The sequence below is a fragment of the Nonomuraea terrae genome, from assembly GCF_044465245.1.
Lineage (GTDB): Bacteria > Actinomycetota > Actinomycetes > Streptosporangiales > Streptosporangiaceae > Nonomuraea > Nonomuraea terrae.
Map to the genome: position 1 here is coordinate 164,457 of NZ_JBITLL010000008.1, position 16,977 is coordinate 181,433.

At 72.9% G+C, this 16,977-nt stretch carries 14 protein-coding genes; 5 read left to right on the forward strand and 9 right to left on the reverse strand.

Annotation, left to right across the window (positions count from 1 at the left end):
* Nucleotides 1–3: 3 nt before the first annotated feature.
* From ACIBP6_RS39085 to ACIBP6_RS39095, 3 genes are all read left to right on the forward strand, one after another.
* Nucleotides 4–3,450: a tetratricopeptide repeat protein gene (locus tag ACIBP6_RS39085; RefSeq protein WP_397059235.1), complete on the forward strand. Its 3,447-nt coding sequence runs from the start codon at nucleotides 4–6 to the stop codon at nucleotides 3,448–3,450.
* A 104-nt stretch (nucleotides 3,451–3,554) separates the two neighbouring features.
* Nucleotides 3,555–3,923 carry a hypothetical protein gene (locus ACIBP6_RS39090; RefSeq protein WP_397059237.1) on the forward strand — a complete coding sequence of 123 codons (369 nt, stop codon included), beginning with the start codon at nucleotides 3,555–3,557 and terminating at the stop codon, nucleotides 3,921–3,923.
* A gap of 21 nt (nucleotides 3,924–3,944) precedes the next feature.
* Complete coding sequence (locus ACIBP6_RS39095) at nucleotides 3,945–4,883, forward strand: ornithine cyclodeaminase family protein (RefSeq protein WP_397059239.1); 939 nt, start codon at nucleotides 3,945–3,947, stop codon at nucleotides 4,881–4,883.
* 108 nt (nucleotides 4,884–4,991) lie between these two features.
* On the opposite strand, the gene ACIBP6_RS39100 is transcribed toward ACIBP6_RS39095, so the two are convergent.
* Entirely contained in the window at nucleotides 4,992–5,582 is a 591-nt protein-coding gene (locus ACIBP6_RS39100) for a hypothetical protein (RefSeq protein ID WP_397059241.1), read from the reverse strand.
* Between the two features lie 461 nt (nucleotides 5,583–6,043).
* A complete protein-coding gene (locus tag ACIBP6_RS39105) occupies nucleotides 6,044–7,303 on the reverse strand; it encodes an MFS transporter (protein WP_397059243.1) in 1,260 nt (419 codons plus the stop codon).
* 67 nt (nucleotides 7,304–7,370) lie between these two features.
* On the opposite strand from ACIBP6_RS39105, the gene ACIBP6_RS39110 reads away from it, so the two are divergent.
* Nucleotides 7,371–8,375, forward strand: coding sequence for a LacI family DNA-binding transcriptional regulator (locus ACIBP6_RS39110; protein WP_397060264.1), 1,005 nt, complete (start codon nucleotides 7,371–7,373; stop codon nucleotides 8,373–8,375).
* 94 nt (nucleotides 8,376–8,469) lie between these two features.
* On the opposite strand, the gene ACIBP6_RS39115 is transcribed toward ACIBP6_RS39110, so the two are convergent.
* Nucleotides 8,470–9,660 carry an aromatic acid exporter family protein gene (locus ACIBP6_RS39115; RefSeq protein WP_397059245.1) on the reverse strand — a complete coding sequence of 397 codons (1,191 nt, stop codon included), beginning with the start codon at nucleotides 9,658–9,660 and terminating at the stop codon, nucleotides 8,470–8,472.
* Nucleotides 9,661–9,764: 104 nt separating this feature from the next.
* On the opposite strand from ACIBP6_RS39115, the gene ACIBP6_RS39120 reads away from it, so the two are divergent.
* The gene (locus ACIBP6_RS39120; RefSeq protein WP_246075475.1) at nucleotides 9,765–10,373 is read left to right on the forward strand and encodes a dienelactone hydrolase family protein; all 609 of its coding nucleotides are present in this window, start codon (nucleotides 9,765–9,767) and stop codon (nucleotides 10,371–10,373) included.
* A gap of 6 nt (nucleotides 10,374–10,379) precedes the next feature.
* On the opposite strand, the gene ACIBP6_RS39125 is transcribed toward ACIBP6_RS39120, so the two are convergent.
* The 6 genes from ACIBP6_RS39125 to ACIBP6_RS39150 form a co-directional block, all read right to left on the reverse strand.
* Nucleotides 10,380–11,057: a hypothetical protein gene (locus ACIBP6_RS39125; protein WP_397059247.1), complete on the reverse strand. Its 678-nt coding sequence runs from the start codon at nucleotides 11,055–11,057 to the stop codon at nucleotides 10,380–10,382.
* Complete coding sequence (locus tag ACIBP6_RS39130; RefSeq protein WP_397059249.1) at nucleotides 11,054–11,749, reverse strand: zf-HC2 domain-containing protein; 696 nt, start codon at nucleotides 11,747–11,749, stop codon at nucleotides 11,054–11,056. The genes ACIBP6_RS39125 and ACIBP6_RS39130 overlap by 4 nt, the downstream gene beginning before the upstream one ends.
* A 37-nt stretch (nucleotides 11,750–11,786) precedes the next feature.
* The gene (locus ACIBP6_RS39135) at nucleotides 11,787–12,311 is read right to left on the reverse strand and encodes a sigma-70 family RNA polymerase sigma factor (RefSeq protein ID WP_246075401.1); all 525 of its coding nucleotides are present in this window, start codon (nucleotides 12,309–12,311) and stop codon (nucleotides 11,787–11,789) included.
* Nucleotides 12,312–12,474: 163 nt separating this feature from the next.
* Entirely contained in the window at nucleotides 12,475–14,199 is a 1,725-nt protein-coding gene (locus ACIBP6_RS39140) for a thiamine pyrophosphate-binding protein (protein ID WP_397059251.1), read from the reverse strand.
* A 209-nt stretch (nucleotides 14,200–14,408) separates the two neighbouring features.
* Entirely contained in the window at nucleotides 14,409–15,875 is a 1,467-nt protein-coding gene (locus ACIBP6_RS39145) for a M20/M25/M40 family metallo-hydrolase (RefSeq protein ID WP_397059253.1), read from the reverse strand.
* An 89-nt stretch (nucleotides 15,876–15,964) separates the two neighbouring features.
* Entirely contained in the window at nucleotides 15,965–16,912 is a 948-nt protein-coding gene (locus ACIBP6_RS39150; RefSeq protein ID WP_397059255.1) for a DNA polymerase domain-containing protein, read from the reverse strand.
* Between the last annotated feature and the right edge of the window lie 65 nt (nucleotides 16,913–16,977).

A 16,977-nucleotide genomic window follows, 5' to 3' on the forward strand; every position in this document is an offset into this window, starting at 1 on the left:
GGGGTGAGCGTCTTCAGGTCTCTGGTCGACGAGGGCGCCCGCCCGCACGTGTTCCGGCGTAACGAGACGATCTGCTCCCCGTTGCGGCCGGCCGGCCGCGTCTACCTGATCGACTACGGCTACGCCCGCGAATACACCCCGGCCGGCGACCGCGAGGCCGTCCACGACCTGCGCGGCAGCGGCGACCTCGTCGGCGAGCTGGCCTTCTGGAGCCCCGCCGACCGCGTCAAGGTCGACGCGCTGACCGAGGTGCGCGTCTGGCCGATCGACCTGCGCCGGCTGCGCGAGCACGCCGCCGCCGGCCCGGCCGTGGTGACCGCGCTGGTCCAGGAGCTCTTCGCCAGGAACATGGCCGCCCGCAGGCACGAGGCCCTGGCCCGCGCCCCCGTCGCCGCCCGGCTCGCCGTGTGGCTGCTGCACCTCGACGAGCGCTACGGGCTGGCCTCGGAGTCGGCGCCCCCGCTGTCCATGGAGACGCTGGCCGACCTCGTGGGCAGCTCCCCCGACGTGGTGCAGCGCCAGCTGACGCAGTGGGGGCGGCGCGGCTGGCTGGTCCGGCCCAGGTACAAGCGGCTGCGCATCGCCGACCCGGCCGCGCTCCGCGCCGCCGCCGGGAGCTGGGAGCACCTGTCCGCCCCGTGGAAGGGGCAGGTGACGCCGTTCCTGACGCGGCCCGGCGGTCCGGCCGAGCCGCTGCCCGTGGGTGAGGTGCCGAAGCCGCGCCAGCTCCCCGCCGAGGTGTCGGACTTCACCGGCCGCCAGCAGAGCCTCGACCTGCTCACCGCCTGGCTGGAACGGCCGCGGCGGACGAACACCATGGTCGTGCAGGGGCTGCCGGGCGTGGGCAAGACCGCGCTGGTGACGCACTGGGGGCACCTGCACGCCGACCGGTTCCCCGACGGGCAGATCGTGATCGACCTGCGCGGCCAGTCGCCCACGCAGCCGCCGATGAGCCCCGCCGAGGCGCTCGGCCAGATCCTGCGCTCGCTCGGCGTCGGCGAGCACATGCCGGCCTCCGACGAGGCCGAGCTCATGCTGCTCTACCGCAGCCGGATCGCCGGGCGGCGGCTGCTGCTCATCCTCGACAACGCCGCCGACCCCGCGCAGGTGCGGGCGCTGCTGCCGGGCGGCAAGGACTGCGTGGTGCTGGTGACCAGCCGGACGCGCATGGCGCCGCTGCGCGCCACCGGGCACGCCGACCTCATGGACCTGTCGGTGCTCGACCCGGGCAACGCGGTGGCGCTGCTGGTGGCGGTGCTCGGCGAGGACTCGCCGCGGGCGGCCGACCGCGACGCGCTGGCGGAGCTGGCTCGGGTGTGCTCCTACCATCCGTTCGCGTTGCGGATCTCGGCGGCCAAGCTGGCCGAGAACCCGGGGATGAGCGTGCGGTCGCGGGTGGAGGAGCTGCGGCTGCCCGACCGGCTGCTGGCGGGCGACCCGGAGGAGGCGTTCCGGTCGGCGCTCGACCTGGCGTACGAGTCGCTGGGCCCAGCGCAGCGGCGGGCGTTCCGGCACGTGGGGCTGCTGCCGGGGCGGGACTTCGCGCCCGAGGTGCTGGCGGCGGCGCTCGGCGTGCCGGTGGAGGAGGCCGTGGCCGCGGTGGAGGGGCTGCACCGGGCGTACCTGGTCGAGCCGCTGCCCGGGCCCCGCTACCGGGTGCACGACCTGGTCAAGCGGCTGGCCAGGGAGCTGGGCCGGCACGCCGAGGCGGGCGTGCGCGAGGCGCGGGTGCGGCTGCTGGACCACTACCTGGCCGTCGCCATCCATCCGAACACGCCGGGCGAGTGGTTCGAGGCCGAGCGCCGCTCGCTGGTCTCCGCCGTACGGCTGGCCGGCGAGAACGGCGCGCACGGGATGGCCTGGCGGCTGGCGGAGGCGGTGTTCGAGCCGTTCCGGCGGCTGCGCTACTACGCGAACAACCTGGAGGTCCAGCAGGTCGGGCTCGCCTCGGCGATGCAGGTGAGCAACCGGCGGGCGATCGCACTGATGCGCGGCCATCTGGGCTCGATCCACCGTGACATCGGGCCGTCCACGCTGGCGGCCAGGTTCGTCGGTGAGGCGCTGGCCGACTTCACCGCGCTCGGCGACAGCGTGGGACGCGCCCGCGCGCTCAACGAGCTGGCCGAGGTGCACGGCATCGCCGGCCACAACGAAGAGGCCCTGCGCTGCGCCGGCGAGGCCCTCGACGTGCACCGCGAGATCGGCGACCTGTCCGGCGTCGCCCGCGGCCTGCACACGCTCTCCCGCCTGCACCTGTCGCAGGAGCGCTACGAGCTCGCGCTCCAGTACGCCGGCCAGGCCCTCGACGTACGCGGGCGGATCGGCGACCGCAGCGGCACCGCCCAGAGCCTGATCACGCTGGCCACGATCCAGCGCAACCTGGGCGAGCCGAACGCGGCCCTGTCGGAAGGGCTGGAGGCGCTGTCGATCTGCCACGAGCTGGGCGACGAGCACGCCGAGGCCGAGACCCTGCTCTGCCTCGCCGAGATCTACGACGTGCTGCGCCTGCAGCACGAGGCTCGCCGGGACGCCGAGCTCGCGCTGGCCGGCTACACCGCGACCGGCGACCAGTACGGCATCGGCCGGGCCCTGTGCGCGCTCGGCCGCGTCGCCCGCAACGGCTCCCGTTACGACGAGGCGCTCGACTACTACGAGCAGGCGCTGGCGGTGCAGGTCGAGCTCCACCACGAGCAGGGCAAGGCCGAGACGCTGGGCGACATCGGGCTGGTCTACTGGCGCCTGGCCGACTACGGGCGCGCCGACGACTATCTCAACCAGGCGCTCACGATCGGCCGGGTGACCAGCGACGAGCCCGTCGAGGCCCGCATGCTCAACCGGCTCGCCCGCGTGCGGCGCCGCCAGGGCCAGCCGCAGGTGGCCTTCGTGTACGCGCTGGAAGCCCTCGACATCGTGCAGGGCAAGGGGAACCGGCGGGCCGAGGCCGACGTGCAGGAGACGCTGGCGTACACGTACCTGTCGCTGGGGCGGCACCGGTCGGCGCTGCGGGCGGCCGGGGCGTCGCTGGCGATCAGGGAGGAGCTGCGGGACAACCGGGCGAGCGCGCTGCTGTCGGTGGCGCAGGCGCTGCACACGGCGGGACGGCCGGCCGCGGCGCTGGAGCCGGCCCGCGAGGCGGTCGAGCTGCAGCACGAGACCGGCACCCGCGACCGCTGGGCGGCGGCGCTGACCACGCTCGCCATGGTCCTGCTCGACCTCGACCGCCCCGAGGAGGCCCTGGAGCACGCCCTGCAGGCCAGGGACGTGCATCTTGAATGCGGGACGCGGCGCGACCTCGGCTGCGCGCTGCGGGCGCTCGGGCTGGTCCGTGCCCGGCTCGGACGGAAGAACGAGGCGGTCGTCCATCTCCGGGACGCCGTGCGCACGCTGGACGAGGTCGGCGACGTTTTCGAGGCGCGCAGGGCGGCGGAAGACTTACGGGACTTGGCCTGAAATTTCGACAAAAGTCGTGAATTCTCGGAGATGAGGTCGCAGATCTTTCCCGGAGCCTCCCATTAGCTGGTTCGCACCAGCTACTTCACCTCGGAGGTGATCCGGTGCTCAAGAACCATCTGCGTCGCGACCTTCAGTGGCTCAAGCGACAGGCCCGCAAGGACCGGCGGATCACCGCCGTGCTGCTGGCCGGCGTGCTGGGGGCCTGGTTCCGCCAGTTCACCCCCGGGCTGGACCCCGGACAGCCACCGGTCCTGCTCGCCCTCTCCACCGCGCTCATCATGGGGTCGGGGGCGGCGTGGCTGGTGTCGGCGTACTTCGTCACCCGCAGCCTGCGCGCCCGGCGCGAACCCGCTGAGGAACTGCGCTGGATCTCCCGGATCAGCAGGGGCAAGGAGTGGGCGTTCTGCTCGCTGAGCGCGTACGCGGCCTGGCACCTGCTGCAGTTCCTGGCCGCGCTGCTGCCGGCGTGAGGGGGCTGGAATCATGGCGGGATGACCAGAGTGCTGACCCGTGGCGACCTCGAAGCCGTGCTCGACATCTCCGCGTGCCTGGCGGCGCTGCGCGAAGGGTTCATGGCCGCCGGCGCGGCCGGGGTGGCGGGGCAGCGGATCCGTACGGACCTGCCGTTCCCTGGCACGGCGACGGCGCTGATCCCTGGGGTGCTGCCGGGCGTGGAGGCGTACACGGTGAAGGTGAACGCCAAGTTCCCGAACGCCCGGCCGGCGCTGCGCGGGGTCATCTGCCTGCATTCGGGGGCCGACGGCGAGCTGCTCGCCCTGCTCGACTCGGCCACCGTGACGGCGTGGCGCACCGGGCTGGCCGCCGCGCTCGGCACGGACCTGCTGAGCCGGCCCGACCCCGGCGCGGTGATCGGCGTCGTGGGGGCCGGGGCCCAGGCCGAGCTGATGGTGCGGGGGCTGCGTGCGCTGGGCCGGCGCGGCGAGCTCGTCGTCCACGACACCGATCCCGACCGCGCGACCGCCTTCGCCGACCGCCACGGCGGGAAGGTCGCCGCGTCGGCGGGTGAGGTGGCGGCGGGGGCCGACATCGTCCTGCTGGCCACGTGGTCGCGGGCGCCGCTGCTGGGGCTGGCCGACGCCCGTCCCGGGCAGCACTTCACCACACTCGGCGCGGACGAGCCCGGCAAGCAGGAGCTGGCCGCCGACCTGCTGCGCGCGGCGCTGCTGGTGGTGGACGACCGGGAGCCGGCCGCCGCCATGGGCGCGCTCGCCGCCGCCGGCCTGCCCGCCTCGGCCGCCGACGCGATCCTGGGCGACGTGCTCCGCGGCGACCATCCTGGCCGCACGGGCGACGGACTGACCGTGTACGCGCCCGTCGGGCTCCCGTGGCAGGACCTCTGCCTGTCCTGGGCGGCGTACGAGGAGGCGGAGCGGCGCGGCGCCGGGATCGGCGTGGACCTGCTGTCCTGAGATGGCCCGTCCTGAGATGGCCCGTCCTGAGATGGCCCGTCCTGAGATGGCCCGTCCTGAGATGGCCCGTCCTGAGATGGCCCGTCCTGAGATGGCGCTGTCCTGAGGTCACCTGGTCAGGCGGGCACTCTCCAGGCTCCGCGGGCGGATGCCTGTCCCGGTGAGGAGGTACTGGACGATCTCGGCCGTGACCAGTTCCGTCGTGCCGAGGTCGGCGGCGGCGTGGGCGTCGCACCAGGCGACGAGCTCCTTGGGGTTCCCGAGCGGACCGGCGAAGTGGACGAGGCTCACGTGCCGGCGGTCGCGGACGCGGCCCCGTTCGTAGTCCCGCACGCCTCGGGTCTGCAGCGCGTGGGCGAACCGCTTGCGCACCGCGTCCGCGGTGTCGTCCTGCGGGTGACCATGGACCACGACCCCGCCCGGGTGCGGGCTCAGGCCCTTCAGGCGCATCCGGGCCGGGGGCAGGCCCTCGACCGCCTCGGTCAGCGCCTCGCCGTACGCGCGCCGCAGCGGGTCGCCCACAGGGATGTGGAGACGGTACGGCTCCAGCGTCCTGAACGTCAGGTGCAGGTCTGAGCCGCCGTGCAGCCGGTGGCCCGTGGCCGGGACGGCCGCGGCCGGCGCGGTCAGACGTTCGACGACCTCGCCCTCGTGGCGGAAGACGGCTGAGGCTCCCCATCTCGGGCCGCCCTCGATCATGGGCTCCTCATGGGTGGCCCGACCTTCCAGCAGCGCCGCGCGCCCCCTGGCGCGATACTCCCCGAAGTCCGACCTTCGGGCAGTATCGCCCTTGATCGGGGCTTGGGTGAAGTGCCGGCACGCGCTCGCACCGGGCGGGCCGTGGCCGGACGACCTGGACATCGGGCTGAACACCGGCCAGGGCCCGGGCCGGCTCGACGACCTCGGCCGGCGCGCGGGGGGCCGGCTGCTCGCCACGCGGATGGAGCCCGTGGTGGGACACGGGGACTTCGAGTCGCAGAACATCCGGTGGATCGGTGACGCTGCACGCGGTACCCGACTGGGACAGCGTGGTGGCGCTGCCCGAACCGGCCATCGCGCGGCCGCGGCGGTGTCCACGAGACGGCCACTCGCGCGTCCGGGCCGGCGTCGCGGCTGAGGGCTCCGGGAGTTGACGTGCACGGAAAGAGAATCGCGTCCGGTCACGTGCGGATCGAGAGCGGCTTCCCGTCGAGGGAGCGGACGGCACCTGCTCGCCTGAGCGCCGACACGGCCGGGATGGTCGCCAGGAGCACGGCGGTGAGTGCGGCGATGCCGAGGAACGCCTTCTGCACTCCGGTGGTGTCAGCAAGCAGGCCGAAGTATGCCGGGCCGGCGACGTAGCCGAGATAGGCGAGCGTGGAGATGGCGGATGTGGCTCGTCCCCGTGACGCGTCGGAAACCGGGCGAAGCCCATAGGACAACAGGGTGGGGAAGAGTGTCGAGGTGCCCGCGGCGGCGGCGACGATGCCCACCAGTGCGAGCGGCAGCGTGGCGGCGAACGCCGTTGCGAGGCCTCCGGCCGTGGCGATCGTGCTTGCCGCGACCAGCGTGGCGATCGGCCGGCGTATGGTGATCGTCGCGGTGGCGAGGCGAGCCAGTGCGGCCGACGTGGCGAAGACTGCCGGCGCGACGGCGGCCAGTGCCGGCGAGGCGGTGAACGCGTCCGTCAGGAGGACGGCAGCCCAGGTCTGGTAGGCGTTCTCCGCCGCGAACGCCAGCGCGCCGACCGCCCCGATCACGAGCAGCGCGATCCGCCAGGACCCGCGACCGGCGTGCGTCGGCGGGCCCTGGCTCGTCGCGGCGGCAGCGTCCTGAGCGGGGGCCGAGCGCGTCGCGGCAGCGTCCTGAGCGGGCGCCGAGCGCGTCGCGGCGACGACGGCCAGACCGAGGGCGACGACGACCACGGCGGCCGCGGCGAAGATCGCCGGCAGGCTGCCCGCCCTTGCGGCAAGCGCGCCGGCACCCAGGCTCGAGACCGCCACCGTGGCGGAGAACGCCGCGTGCGAACGAGCCAGGACCGGGCGTCCCGTCCGCTTCTCGACCGTCGCCGCCAGCGTGTTGATCGCCACATCAGCCGCTCCAGAACTGGCTCCCACCGCGAGGATGCCGACGCACAACCCGACGTAGTGGACCGAGGCGACGGAAAGCACGACGCCCATGACGCCCAGCAGTGCGAGCAGCACTCCGGCGACGCGCAGCCCGAGCGCGTCGACGAGCCGCCCGGTCATCAGCATGGCGGGCAGAGCTCCGACGCCCACGAGGAGCAGGGCGACACCGAACTGCGCATCGCTCACACCGGCTTGGGCGCGCAGCAGGGGCAGGGCGGCACCCCACACCCCCCAGAAGGCGCCGAATCCGGCGAAGCCCAGGAAAGGCGCCGCACGGAACACTCCGATGGGGTGAACGATCAAGGAGGACATATGTGTAACGTTACACAACTAGGATGGCCCCGTGCCGACCAACCGCAGACGCGTGACGCTGAAGGATGTGGCGGCTCGTGCGGGGGTGTCCCCCATGACCGCCTCCTACGCTTTCAACCGGCCTGCCCGGGTCGCGGCCGCCACCCGGGATCGCGTGCACCGCGCGGCCAGCGAGCTGGGGTATCGCCCCGACGCCGTGGGTCGCGCGCTCAAATCCGGTCGAACGCAACAGATCGGGGTGGTCTTCAGCGAGCACCTGACGTACGCGTTCGACGATCCGCAAGCGGCGGAGTTCCTGGCCGGGGTCGCGGAGGTCTGCGTCGACGAAGGTCTCGGTCTCACGTTCATCCCCACGCGGGGCGACGCCGCCGACGCCGATCGGGTGCTGTCCGCGGCAGTCGACGGCTTCGTGTTGTGGACCACCGCAGAGGACGATCCGGTGCTGGCGGCGGTCGCCGGCGACCCCCGCCCCGCCGCCATCCAGGGCGGTCCGCCACGCCGAGGAATCACCTGTGTCACCCAGGACGACTACGGGGCCGCGCTGGCGATCGCCTCCCAAGGGCTCCGCACAGGCCGGACGCCCGTGGTGATCTCCTTTCCTCTCGATCGCGACCGCGAGCGCATGACGACGACCGGCGGCGGTCTGCCGCCACGCGCACGGTATCCCGTCACCGACGCCCGTCTGCGCGGCTACCGCGCCGCCGTCGAACAGGCCGGGCTCAGTTGGACGAGCACACCGGTCGCCGTCGTGGCACGCAACAGTCAACGAGACGGCGTCACAGCGGCCCGAGCGCTCGCCCCCCGGCTGAGCCCCGATGCGCTCGTCATCGCCATGAGCGACGAACTCGCCCTGGGAGCCCACCAGGCCCTTCGGGAGACTCACCCGGACGCCGCCTACCTCGGCTGGGATGCGTCACCGGCCGGCCAGCGGCTTCGCATCACGTCCGTCACGAATCCGCTGCGCGACCAAGGTCGCCGCTGCGCGCATCTCACGCTCAGCCCTGGCCAACCGGGCGACCAAGACATCCCGTGGACCATCACACCGGGATCCGCGCCCGCAGACGGTCTCTGAGCGGCTGAAGCCCGTCGGCGCTCCCGAATGCTGATCGAAAGAGCCCTAAGGGGTGCGCAGGCTCTTGAACGACCATCCGCCGTGCTGTCCTCGGTCAGGCGTGCGGGAAGGCGGCCTTGTGCGGGCCGGTGTCGGGGTCGATCTCGTGGCGGATCCTGGCGCAGTCGTCGAGCAGCGCGCCCTGCAGCAGCCGCAGCTCCATGTGGCCGGTGTGGATGAACACCTCGGCGAGCCGCTCGTGCTGCCGGTGCCCTTCGTTCAGCGCGGCGCGCAGGTCGTCCAGGTCCGACGGCTTCGCGCGTCCGTGCTGCAGCATGCTGAACGCGCGGAAGCCGCGGGAGAGGGAGGCGAGCTCGTCCGCGAGGAGTTCCGGCATGTCCGCGCCGCGCTCGCCGGGCAGGCCGCGGACGCCGGCGATCAGGTCCACCAGGCCCCGCGCGATGCCCCTGAGCTGGTGACAGGCGTGGTCGAGACAGGTCGCGGCATCGGCCACCTGGTCCATGCGTTCGTTGTAGCGGCTGCGGCGCGGCGACAGGCGTACGGCCTCGGCGGCCTCCTCGGCGGCCTCCTCGGTGTCCTCCAGGCGCTGCGACAGGGTGCGGGCGCGGGCGAGCCAGTCGCTCGCCATGTCCTCGTCCCAGCCGTTCCGCAGGCCCTCCGCCATGTCCTCGGCCAGGTCGGCCAGCTCGTCGGAGAGCGCGGCCAGCTCGTGGGACGCCTTGTCGACGAAGCGCGGAGGCATGATGAGGAAGCTCGCCGCGATCCCGATGCCGGCGCCCACGAGCACGTCCGCCAGGCGTTCGAAGCCGTACGTGCTGCCGAGCGCGAACACCAGCAGCGCCGTGATCGGGATCTGCACGTTCTGGGCGGGCAGGTTGAGCAGGCGGGTCAGCACCAGGCCGGCCACCACGAGCACGGCCAGGGTCACCGCGTTGTACCCGAGGAGCCAGATCACCGCCGTCGCGGCCGCCACGCCCGTGACCACGGCCCCGACCTGCTGGGCGCCCCGCACCAGACTGCTGTACGCGGTCGCCGACATGGTCAGCAGCACGCCGATGGGCACGAGCACCGGGATCTCGACCTTGAGCACGTACGCGGCCAGCCACCAGCTCAGCACGCACGCGCCCGTGATCTTGACGGTCTGGGCCAGCGCCTCGCGCTCCATGCGCAGCCAGCGTTCGACGCCCATGGTCCGCAGGCCTTCGAGCCCCGTCATCAAGCCGGACGTGACGCGTTCGAGCGGGGACGCGGCGATCGTACGGCCGCGCCCCGGTTCGCTGTCCATGTCTGCCCCCGTCTATGCCCCTTTGTCCTTGTGCCATGCCCAGTCGTGCGCCGAATAGAGCTGCCGGTCTCGGGGTAGCGGCCGGTGGATGGAGGTGCATCGAGATGTCCGGCGATCTGATCGTTCCCGACACCGCTGTGGGCATGGTGGTGTTCGTGCACGGCAGCGGCAGCAGCCGGCTCAGCCCGCGCAACCGCTTCGTGGCCGGAGCGCTCAACGAGGCGGGCCTGGGGACGCTGCTGTTCGATCTGCTCACGCCTGACGAGGAGGCCGACAGGGCCAACGTCTTCGACATCGGGCTGCTGTCGGAACGGCTGCTGGAACGTACCGAATGGGTGCGGCAGCAGCCGGAGGCCAAGGGGCTGCCGATCGGGTACTTCGGCGCCAGCACCGGCGCGGCGGCGGCGCTGTGGACGGCGGCCGAGCCCGGCAACGACGTCGCGGCGATCGTCTCGCGCGGCGGCCGCCCCGACCTGGCCGGGCCCCGGCTGGCCGCGGTACGCGCGCCGACGCTGCTCATCGTCGGCGGCCGCGACCCGGTCGTGCTGGACCTGAACGAGGAGGCGCAGCGGCGGCTGCGCGCCGACAACCGGCTCACGGTCGTGCCCGGCGCCACCCACCTGTTCGAGGAGCCCGGCGCGCTGGAGGCCGTCGCGGGTCACGCCCGCGACTGGTTCACCACCCACTTCACCGCCGTGCGCCACCCGGCCTGACCCGTCTCACGACCTGCGACGCCGCCGCAAGCGCCGGCTCCAGCCGTGCGGCGATCCCGCGCCGCGGAACGGCGGGACGCCCATCTCGCTCAACAACCGCAGCACGACGCCGATCGCGAACAGCATGACGCCCTGCCTCAGCGAAGACCCCGGGTCGCCCGCCGACGCCGCCGGTCGCGGCTCAAGACGAGCGGCCGGGTCGTGCGCGACGTCGATCCGTTCGCCCCGCTCGGCCACCCGGCTGCCGGTCGTCATCCGCTCGACCCGGGGATCGGCGCACGCCAGCCCGTAGTCGTAGGCGACGTGGGTCGTGGGGTGGCCCTGGCTGTCCGTCGACGTCCACTCGCGCCTTTCGACGTCGCGCACCGTGCAGGCGGTGATCTCGCCGCGCTGCCTGAGGACCTGCTGCTCCACGGAGGTCGCGATGCCGTTGATCCCGACGAACAAGGTGCAGAACGCCCCGAAGAACACCAGGACGTTGAAATAACGGAGCTGGGTGAACAGCACCACGCCGTACCCGGCGAAGAAGACGACGAGGTCGACGAGCAGCCGGACCAGCCCGTCGCCCATCAGGGCCTCGGGGCCGAACGCCTTCAGCGCCGTGCCGCCCACCACGACGAGCAGGCCGAGGAGCGGCGCGCCGACGGCGAACAGCCCGGCGACCAGGTGGTCGCGGTACCTCACACCGCGACGGTGGCCAGGATGCGGCCGTCGACGGTCTGGATGGTGAAGTGGTTCAGCTCGTCCTGGTTGAGGCTGGTGCCGCCGTGCAGCAGCAGGGGGTCGGGCGATCCTGGCACGCCGTACCCCTTGCCGGGCACGCCCCAGCTCGCCACGACCTCGGAGCGGCCGTCGTCGCCCACGGCCAGCAGGCGGCACTGCAGCGGCCCCTTGACACCCTTGAGCTCCAGCGCCACGTGGGTGCCCCAGCCCTTGTCCTCCAGGCCGACGACGCTCGTCACGCCGCTGGCGGGGTCGGTGACGGTGTAGGTGCGGCCGGTCATGAGCAGGGCGGCGGCCGGGCTGTGGATGCTGTCGGGGTTGGGCTCGCCGGTCACGGAACCGACCGCGACGAAGACGCCGGCCGCGACCACGAGGCAGGCGGCGGCGGTCGTGAACGTGCGGTTGACGCGGCGGCGCCGCCGCTCGGCCGCGGCCCGGCGTACCAGGAGGGACTCCACCTGGGGCTCGGGTTGGTGGGGCAGGAGGTCATCGGGGTGCACGCCCCTGATCAGCTCCCCCATCGCGGCGAACGAGCCGACCTCGCCGGCGCAGCTCCCGCAGCTCTTCAGATGGCGCTCGAACGCGGCGCGTTCCTCCTCGCTGAGCAGGCCCAGCGCGTACGCGGCCACGTCCTCGTGATGGACCTCCGTCATCGCGGCGTCACCCCCGTTCCATCGTGACGCGCATTTGTCACGGCAGCGTCACCCCCCTTTCCTCCAGCGCCACGCGCAGGGCCCGCATGGCGTAGTACACCCGGGACTTCACGGTGCCGACCGGCACGCCGATGATCTCCGCCGCCTCCTGCAACGACCGGTCCAGCAGGAACGTCTCGGTGAGGACCTGCCGGTGCGCCGGGGAGAGCGACATCATCGCGTCGGTCACGATGATCTCCCTGAGTAATCGCTCGTCCTCGGCGGCGACGGGCTCGGCCCGGTCGGCGATGTCCTCCACCGTGTCGAGGGGGCGCGAACCCGAGCGGCGCCGGTCGTCGATGACGACGCGGCGCGCCACGGTCGCCAGCCACGGCATGAGCGACCCGGAGTCGGTACGGAGATCATGCAGGTTGCGCCAGGCGCGTACCAGGGTCTCCTGGACGACGTCCTCGGCCCAGCGCCGATCGCCGCCCGTAAGCCGGACGGCGAAGGCCATCAGGGGGGCGCCGTATTGGCGGTAGAGGGCTTGAACCATGGCCTCGTCGGTTACGCGGTGATTCACAGGGGGGCGTGGCTCCTCGCGCTGCGGATATCACGAAATATCGCGTTGAGATGGGAAATTCCACTTTAATCAGCAGCCGCAGCGCGGTCAGGCGTTTGCCGCTTTTTCGCGGTCAACCATAGAAAAGCGGTTGGCCGGTCGTCACCGGGTCCGACGCAATTGATCAAGCATTCTCCGCCGCGCGCAGGAAACCGGCGAATGGCGGGATCTCGTCCGGCGAGCATTCGACGCTCACCACCGACGGGCCGTTCACCTCCAGCGCCGCCCGCAGCGCACCGGCCAGTCCGGCGGCGTCGTCCACGTCCACCGCCGGCAGACCGGGGAACATCGCGGCCAGCCCCGCCCCCAGCCGGCTCGGGCGGAACCGGTTGTAGCTGTAGGCGCCGTGGTAGAACAGCCGCTCGCGGACCGCGCACATCGCGTGCGCGTGGTTGTCGAACAGCACGAACGTCACCGGCAGCCCGTACTGCAGCGCGGTGTGGATCTCCATGCCGTGCATGAGGAACGAGCCGTCCCCGGCGATCACCACGGTCCGCCGCCCGCGCCCGAACGCCATGCCGATCGCGGCTCCGAAGCTGTAGCCCATTCCTCCCATGCCGAGCGCCACGACGAACCGGCCGTCGCGGCGTGCCGGCAGATAGTGGATCGCGGAGGCGCCGATGTTCCCCGCGTCGACGATGACGTCGGCACCGTCCGGCAACCCGGCGTCCAGCACCGCCATCGCCTCGCGGTAGCGCACGCCGGGGCCGTCGTGCGGCGGCGGCACCAGCTCGGTGTGCCGCACCGGCTCGGGCACCCGCTGCCGCGCGTCGCCGGACAACTCCCGCGCCAGCAGCGCCAGCGACACGCGCAGGTCGCCGGACGCGACGTGCGTGGCGGGCACGTACGGCGCCGCCGAACCGATCGAGAGGACGGGCACCCGCGCCAGGTCGAGGCCGAAGCGCGCGGTCGCCGTCAGCCGGGTGCCGACCAGCAGGCACAGCGCCGATCCCGCGACCGCGTCGGCGGCCCCCGGGTGCCCCATGACCCCGGTCACGCCGAGCGCCGCCGACGCCCCCATGCCGGGGGTGCCGGCGACGTCCTTGGCGTCGGGGACGACGGCCACCCGGGCGCGCAACGTCGCCCGCAGCTGCTCCAGCTCCAGCCGCGCGTCGTCGCGGGCGACCTGGTCACCGGCGACGATCGTGATCGGTCCGGCCGCGGACCGCAACGCCTCCACGAGCACCCGCGGGTCGTCGAGGCGGGTCCCGACCCGCTGCGCCGGGCTGCCGGCGCCGGCGACGTCGATCACGGCCTGCTGGACGTCCTTCGGCAGCAGCAGCACCGCAGGGCCGCCGGTACGGGCCGCCGCGACCGCCTGGGGCAGCACGGAGACGATGTCCCGCGGCTCCAGCACCCGCCGGCAGAACACCGACACCGCCGAGAAGAGCGCCTCGGCGTCCAGCGCGCCGTTGCGTCCGCTGGTGTCCTGAAAGGAGCCCAGCCCGTCGAGCGCCGACTCCGGCTGGCCGATCAACGCCAGCACCGGTACCCGGCTGGCCAGCGCCTCCCCCAGCCCGGGAACGGTGTTCAGCGACCCGCCGCCGGAGGTCGCGGCCACCACGCCGAGCCCGCAGCCGCCGCGGCTGTAGCCGTCGGCCATCGTCGTGGCCGAGAACTCGTGCTTGGCCAGCACCGCGGTGATGTCGTCGCGGTAGTGGGCCGCGTCGTAGACGTCCTCGATGTTGGCGCCGTCGACCCCGAAGATGTACTCCACGCCGGCCGCCGCGAGGTAGCCGACGATGTGGTCGACCACCCGATTGCCGATCTTGTCCATGCCCTGCCCCCTGACCGCACGGTCCGCGCCCCCGGTGCGGACGGGGACGCGGCCCTCCCGTTCCGTCGTCATGGCCCGGCTCACCCAGGCCGCAACGACGATAAATCGGATTCAGGGCCGATCTATGTGCATAGATGCACATATCTGGACAATGTGCACGATGTCACACCTGAGGCCGCTCTTGCCGTTGACGCGGCGTCAACGGCTCATGAGGGGCGGAAGCGGGCTTCGACGTTCGCGAGCGCGACGGTGGTCCGGCATCCCCGAGGGGGCTTCCCCTCCTAACCCGCCGGGGTGCGCGTCGGGATGGCGCTCAGGTCGAAGGCGAAGCGGGCCGTGGAGTCGGCGATCGCGTCCGCGTTGACGTCGAGCGCCGTGGCGGCGTAGTTGACGATCGTGTCGCACGCGCGGTGGTAGCAGGCGTCGTAGGCGGCGCCCGCCGTCCCGCCGAACAGCGTCGCCTCCTGGGTCGTCTTGAGGCCCTCGCCTCCCGTGAAGATGCCGCCCGCCGGGATGCCGGCCGCGATGAACGGGCCGTAGTCGGAGCGGCCGTCGAAGTCGGTGCCGACGCTGGTCAGGCCGCGGGCGCGGTAGAAGGCCGCGAGCTGCGCCTCGATCAGGTCCGAGCCGGGCGGGCCCGCGGGCGCGCCGGCGCGGTCGGAGTCGTCGCCGTCGTACAGCTTGTACGCGTAGTTCGGCGAGGCGACCATGTCGAAGTTCAGGTAGAGGCGGATGCGGTCGCGCTCGGCCGGCGGCAACGACCCGACGTACTGGTCGGAGCCGAGCAGCCCGAGCTCCTCGGCGGCCCAGAACGCGAACCGGACCTTGTTCGTGACCTGGACCTTCGCCAGCTCCTCGGCGACCGCCAGGATCGCCGCGCTGCCCGAGCCGTTGTCGTTGATGCCGGGCCCCTCGGGCACGCTGTCGAGGTGGGCGCCGACCATGACGACGTTGCCCGGGTCGCCGGAGGGGGACTCGGCGAGCACGTTGTGGTCGGTGGCGAGCGCGAGCGCGGCGTCGACCTTGAGCCGGACGGTCGTGCCCGGCGTGGCGGCCAGCTCCTGGCCGACGGCGAAGTCGGCGTACACCATCGGGATGCCGGCCCGCCACTCCCCGATGTCGAGCGGCTCGGACTCCGTACGTCCCTCCTGACCCTCGTTGAAGACGATGACGCCGGCGGCGCCGGCGGCGTCCGCGTTGACGACCTTCTCGACGAACGGGCAGGTGCCACGCTGGACGAGGGCGATCCGCCCGGCCACGAACCCGTTGAAGTCGGACTCCTCGCACCCGCTGGTCGAGCTCGTCCGCGCGCTCGGCGGCAGCGTCAGGTCCACGGCCTGCACCTGCGCGGTCACGTCACCCGCCGGGGAGGGGCGGAAGGTACGGAAGTCCTGGTTCGCCGCGTACGACTTCGCGGCGGGGCCGGTCACGTTCAGGACCGGAGGGGTCGTCTCGCTCCAGCTCCGCACGAACTGGATCGGTTCGAGCGTCACCTCGTATCCGGCCTCGCGCAGGATGCCGGCCACGTAGTCGCGGGAGGCCACGTAGCCGGGCGTGCCCGCGGCGCGGTTGCCGCCGTTCGCGGTGGCGATCTCCTGCAAGGCCCTCAGGTGCTTCTCGGCGGCGGCGCCCGTGACCCGCTCGACGAGTTGCCCGGCGAACTCGTCGCCGGGCCCGGCCGCGTGGGCCGGCGTGGTCAGGGCCAGCGGCGAGGTGAGCACGCTGATGAGGATGACGAATCTGCGCATACGGATCCCTTGGGTGGACAGCTAATGCGCACATTCCCGCCGGGCCACCGCGAACGGAACGTAACCTGGCAAAAATTCTCTGAGGTTGTCTACTCGGCGCGGCGGGCGCGGGCGCGGCGTTTGCCCTCGTGCATGGCCTGGACGCGAGCGACCGGAATGGTGTGACCCTCGGCGACGAGGTCGTCGGGCAGGCGCTGCGGCGCGGGCATCTGCTCGGCCCACGGGTCGGCGTCCGCGAGCAGGCCGGGCGCGGTATGGACGGTGAAGTCGCCCGGCGTCACCCGGTCGAGGTCGTCCCACGCGACCGGGAACGACACCGGCGCCCCCGGCCGGATGCGCGGGCTGTAGGCGGCCACCACGGTGGCCCCGCCCGCGCGGGTGGAGTCGAGGAAGACCTTGCCCGCCCGGTCCTCCCGGATGAACGCCGTGGTCGCCAGCTCCGGATCGAGCCGCTCGGCCCGCGCGGCCAGGGCACGGGTGGCCGCGGCCAGGTCTTCCGGCGCGACGCCCGCCGCCACGGGCACGAAGACGTGCACGCCCTTGGCCCCGCTCGTCTTGACCGCCCCGGCGAGGCCGGCGTCCGCCAGCGCCCGCCGCACCAGGAACGCCCCCCGCACGGCCGGCGTGAAGGAGTCGTCGTGCTCGGGCGGGTCGAGGTCGAGCACCATGTGGGTGGCGTGATCGCCGACGAACAGCGCCGGGTGGTACTCCACCGCCCGCTGGTTGGCGAACCACAGCAACGTCCTGCGGTCGTCGCACAGCGCGTACGTCACCTGCCGGCGGGACGCCTCCGCCCAGAACGACACCGACCTGATCCAGTCGGGCGCGTACTTGGGGAGGTTCTTCTGCATGAACGGCTCCTGGCCCGGACGCACCCGCATGACCGACAGCGCCCGGTCGCGCAGCACCGGCAGGATGCGGTCGCGGACGGCGTCGAGGTAGTCGACCAGGTCGCGCTTGGTCGCCCCCGCCCCGTCGAACAGCGGCTGGTCGAGGTTGGTCAGAGCAACCCCGTCGCGCGTCTCGTCAGCGGCCACCCGCCCTACGATGCCGACATTCGAACGTGTGGTCAACGATTCACGGCACAATGGCGGAACCCGTA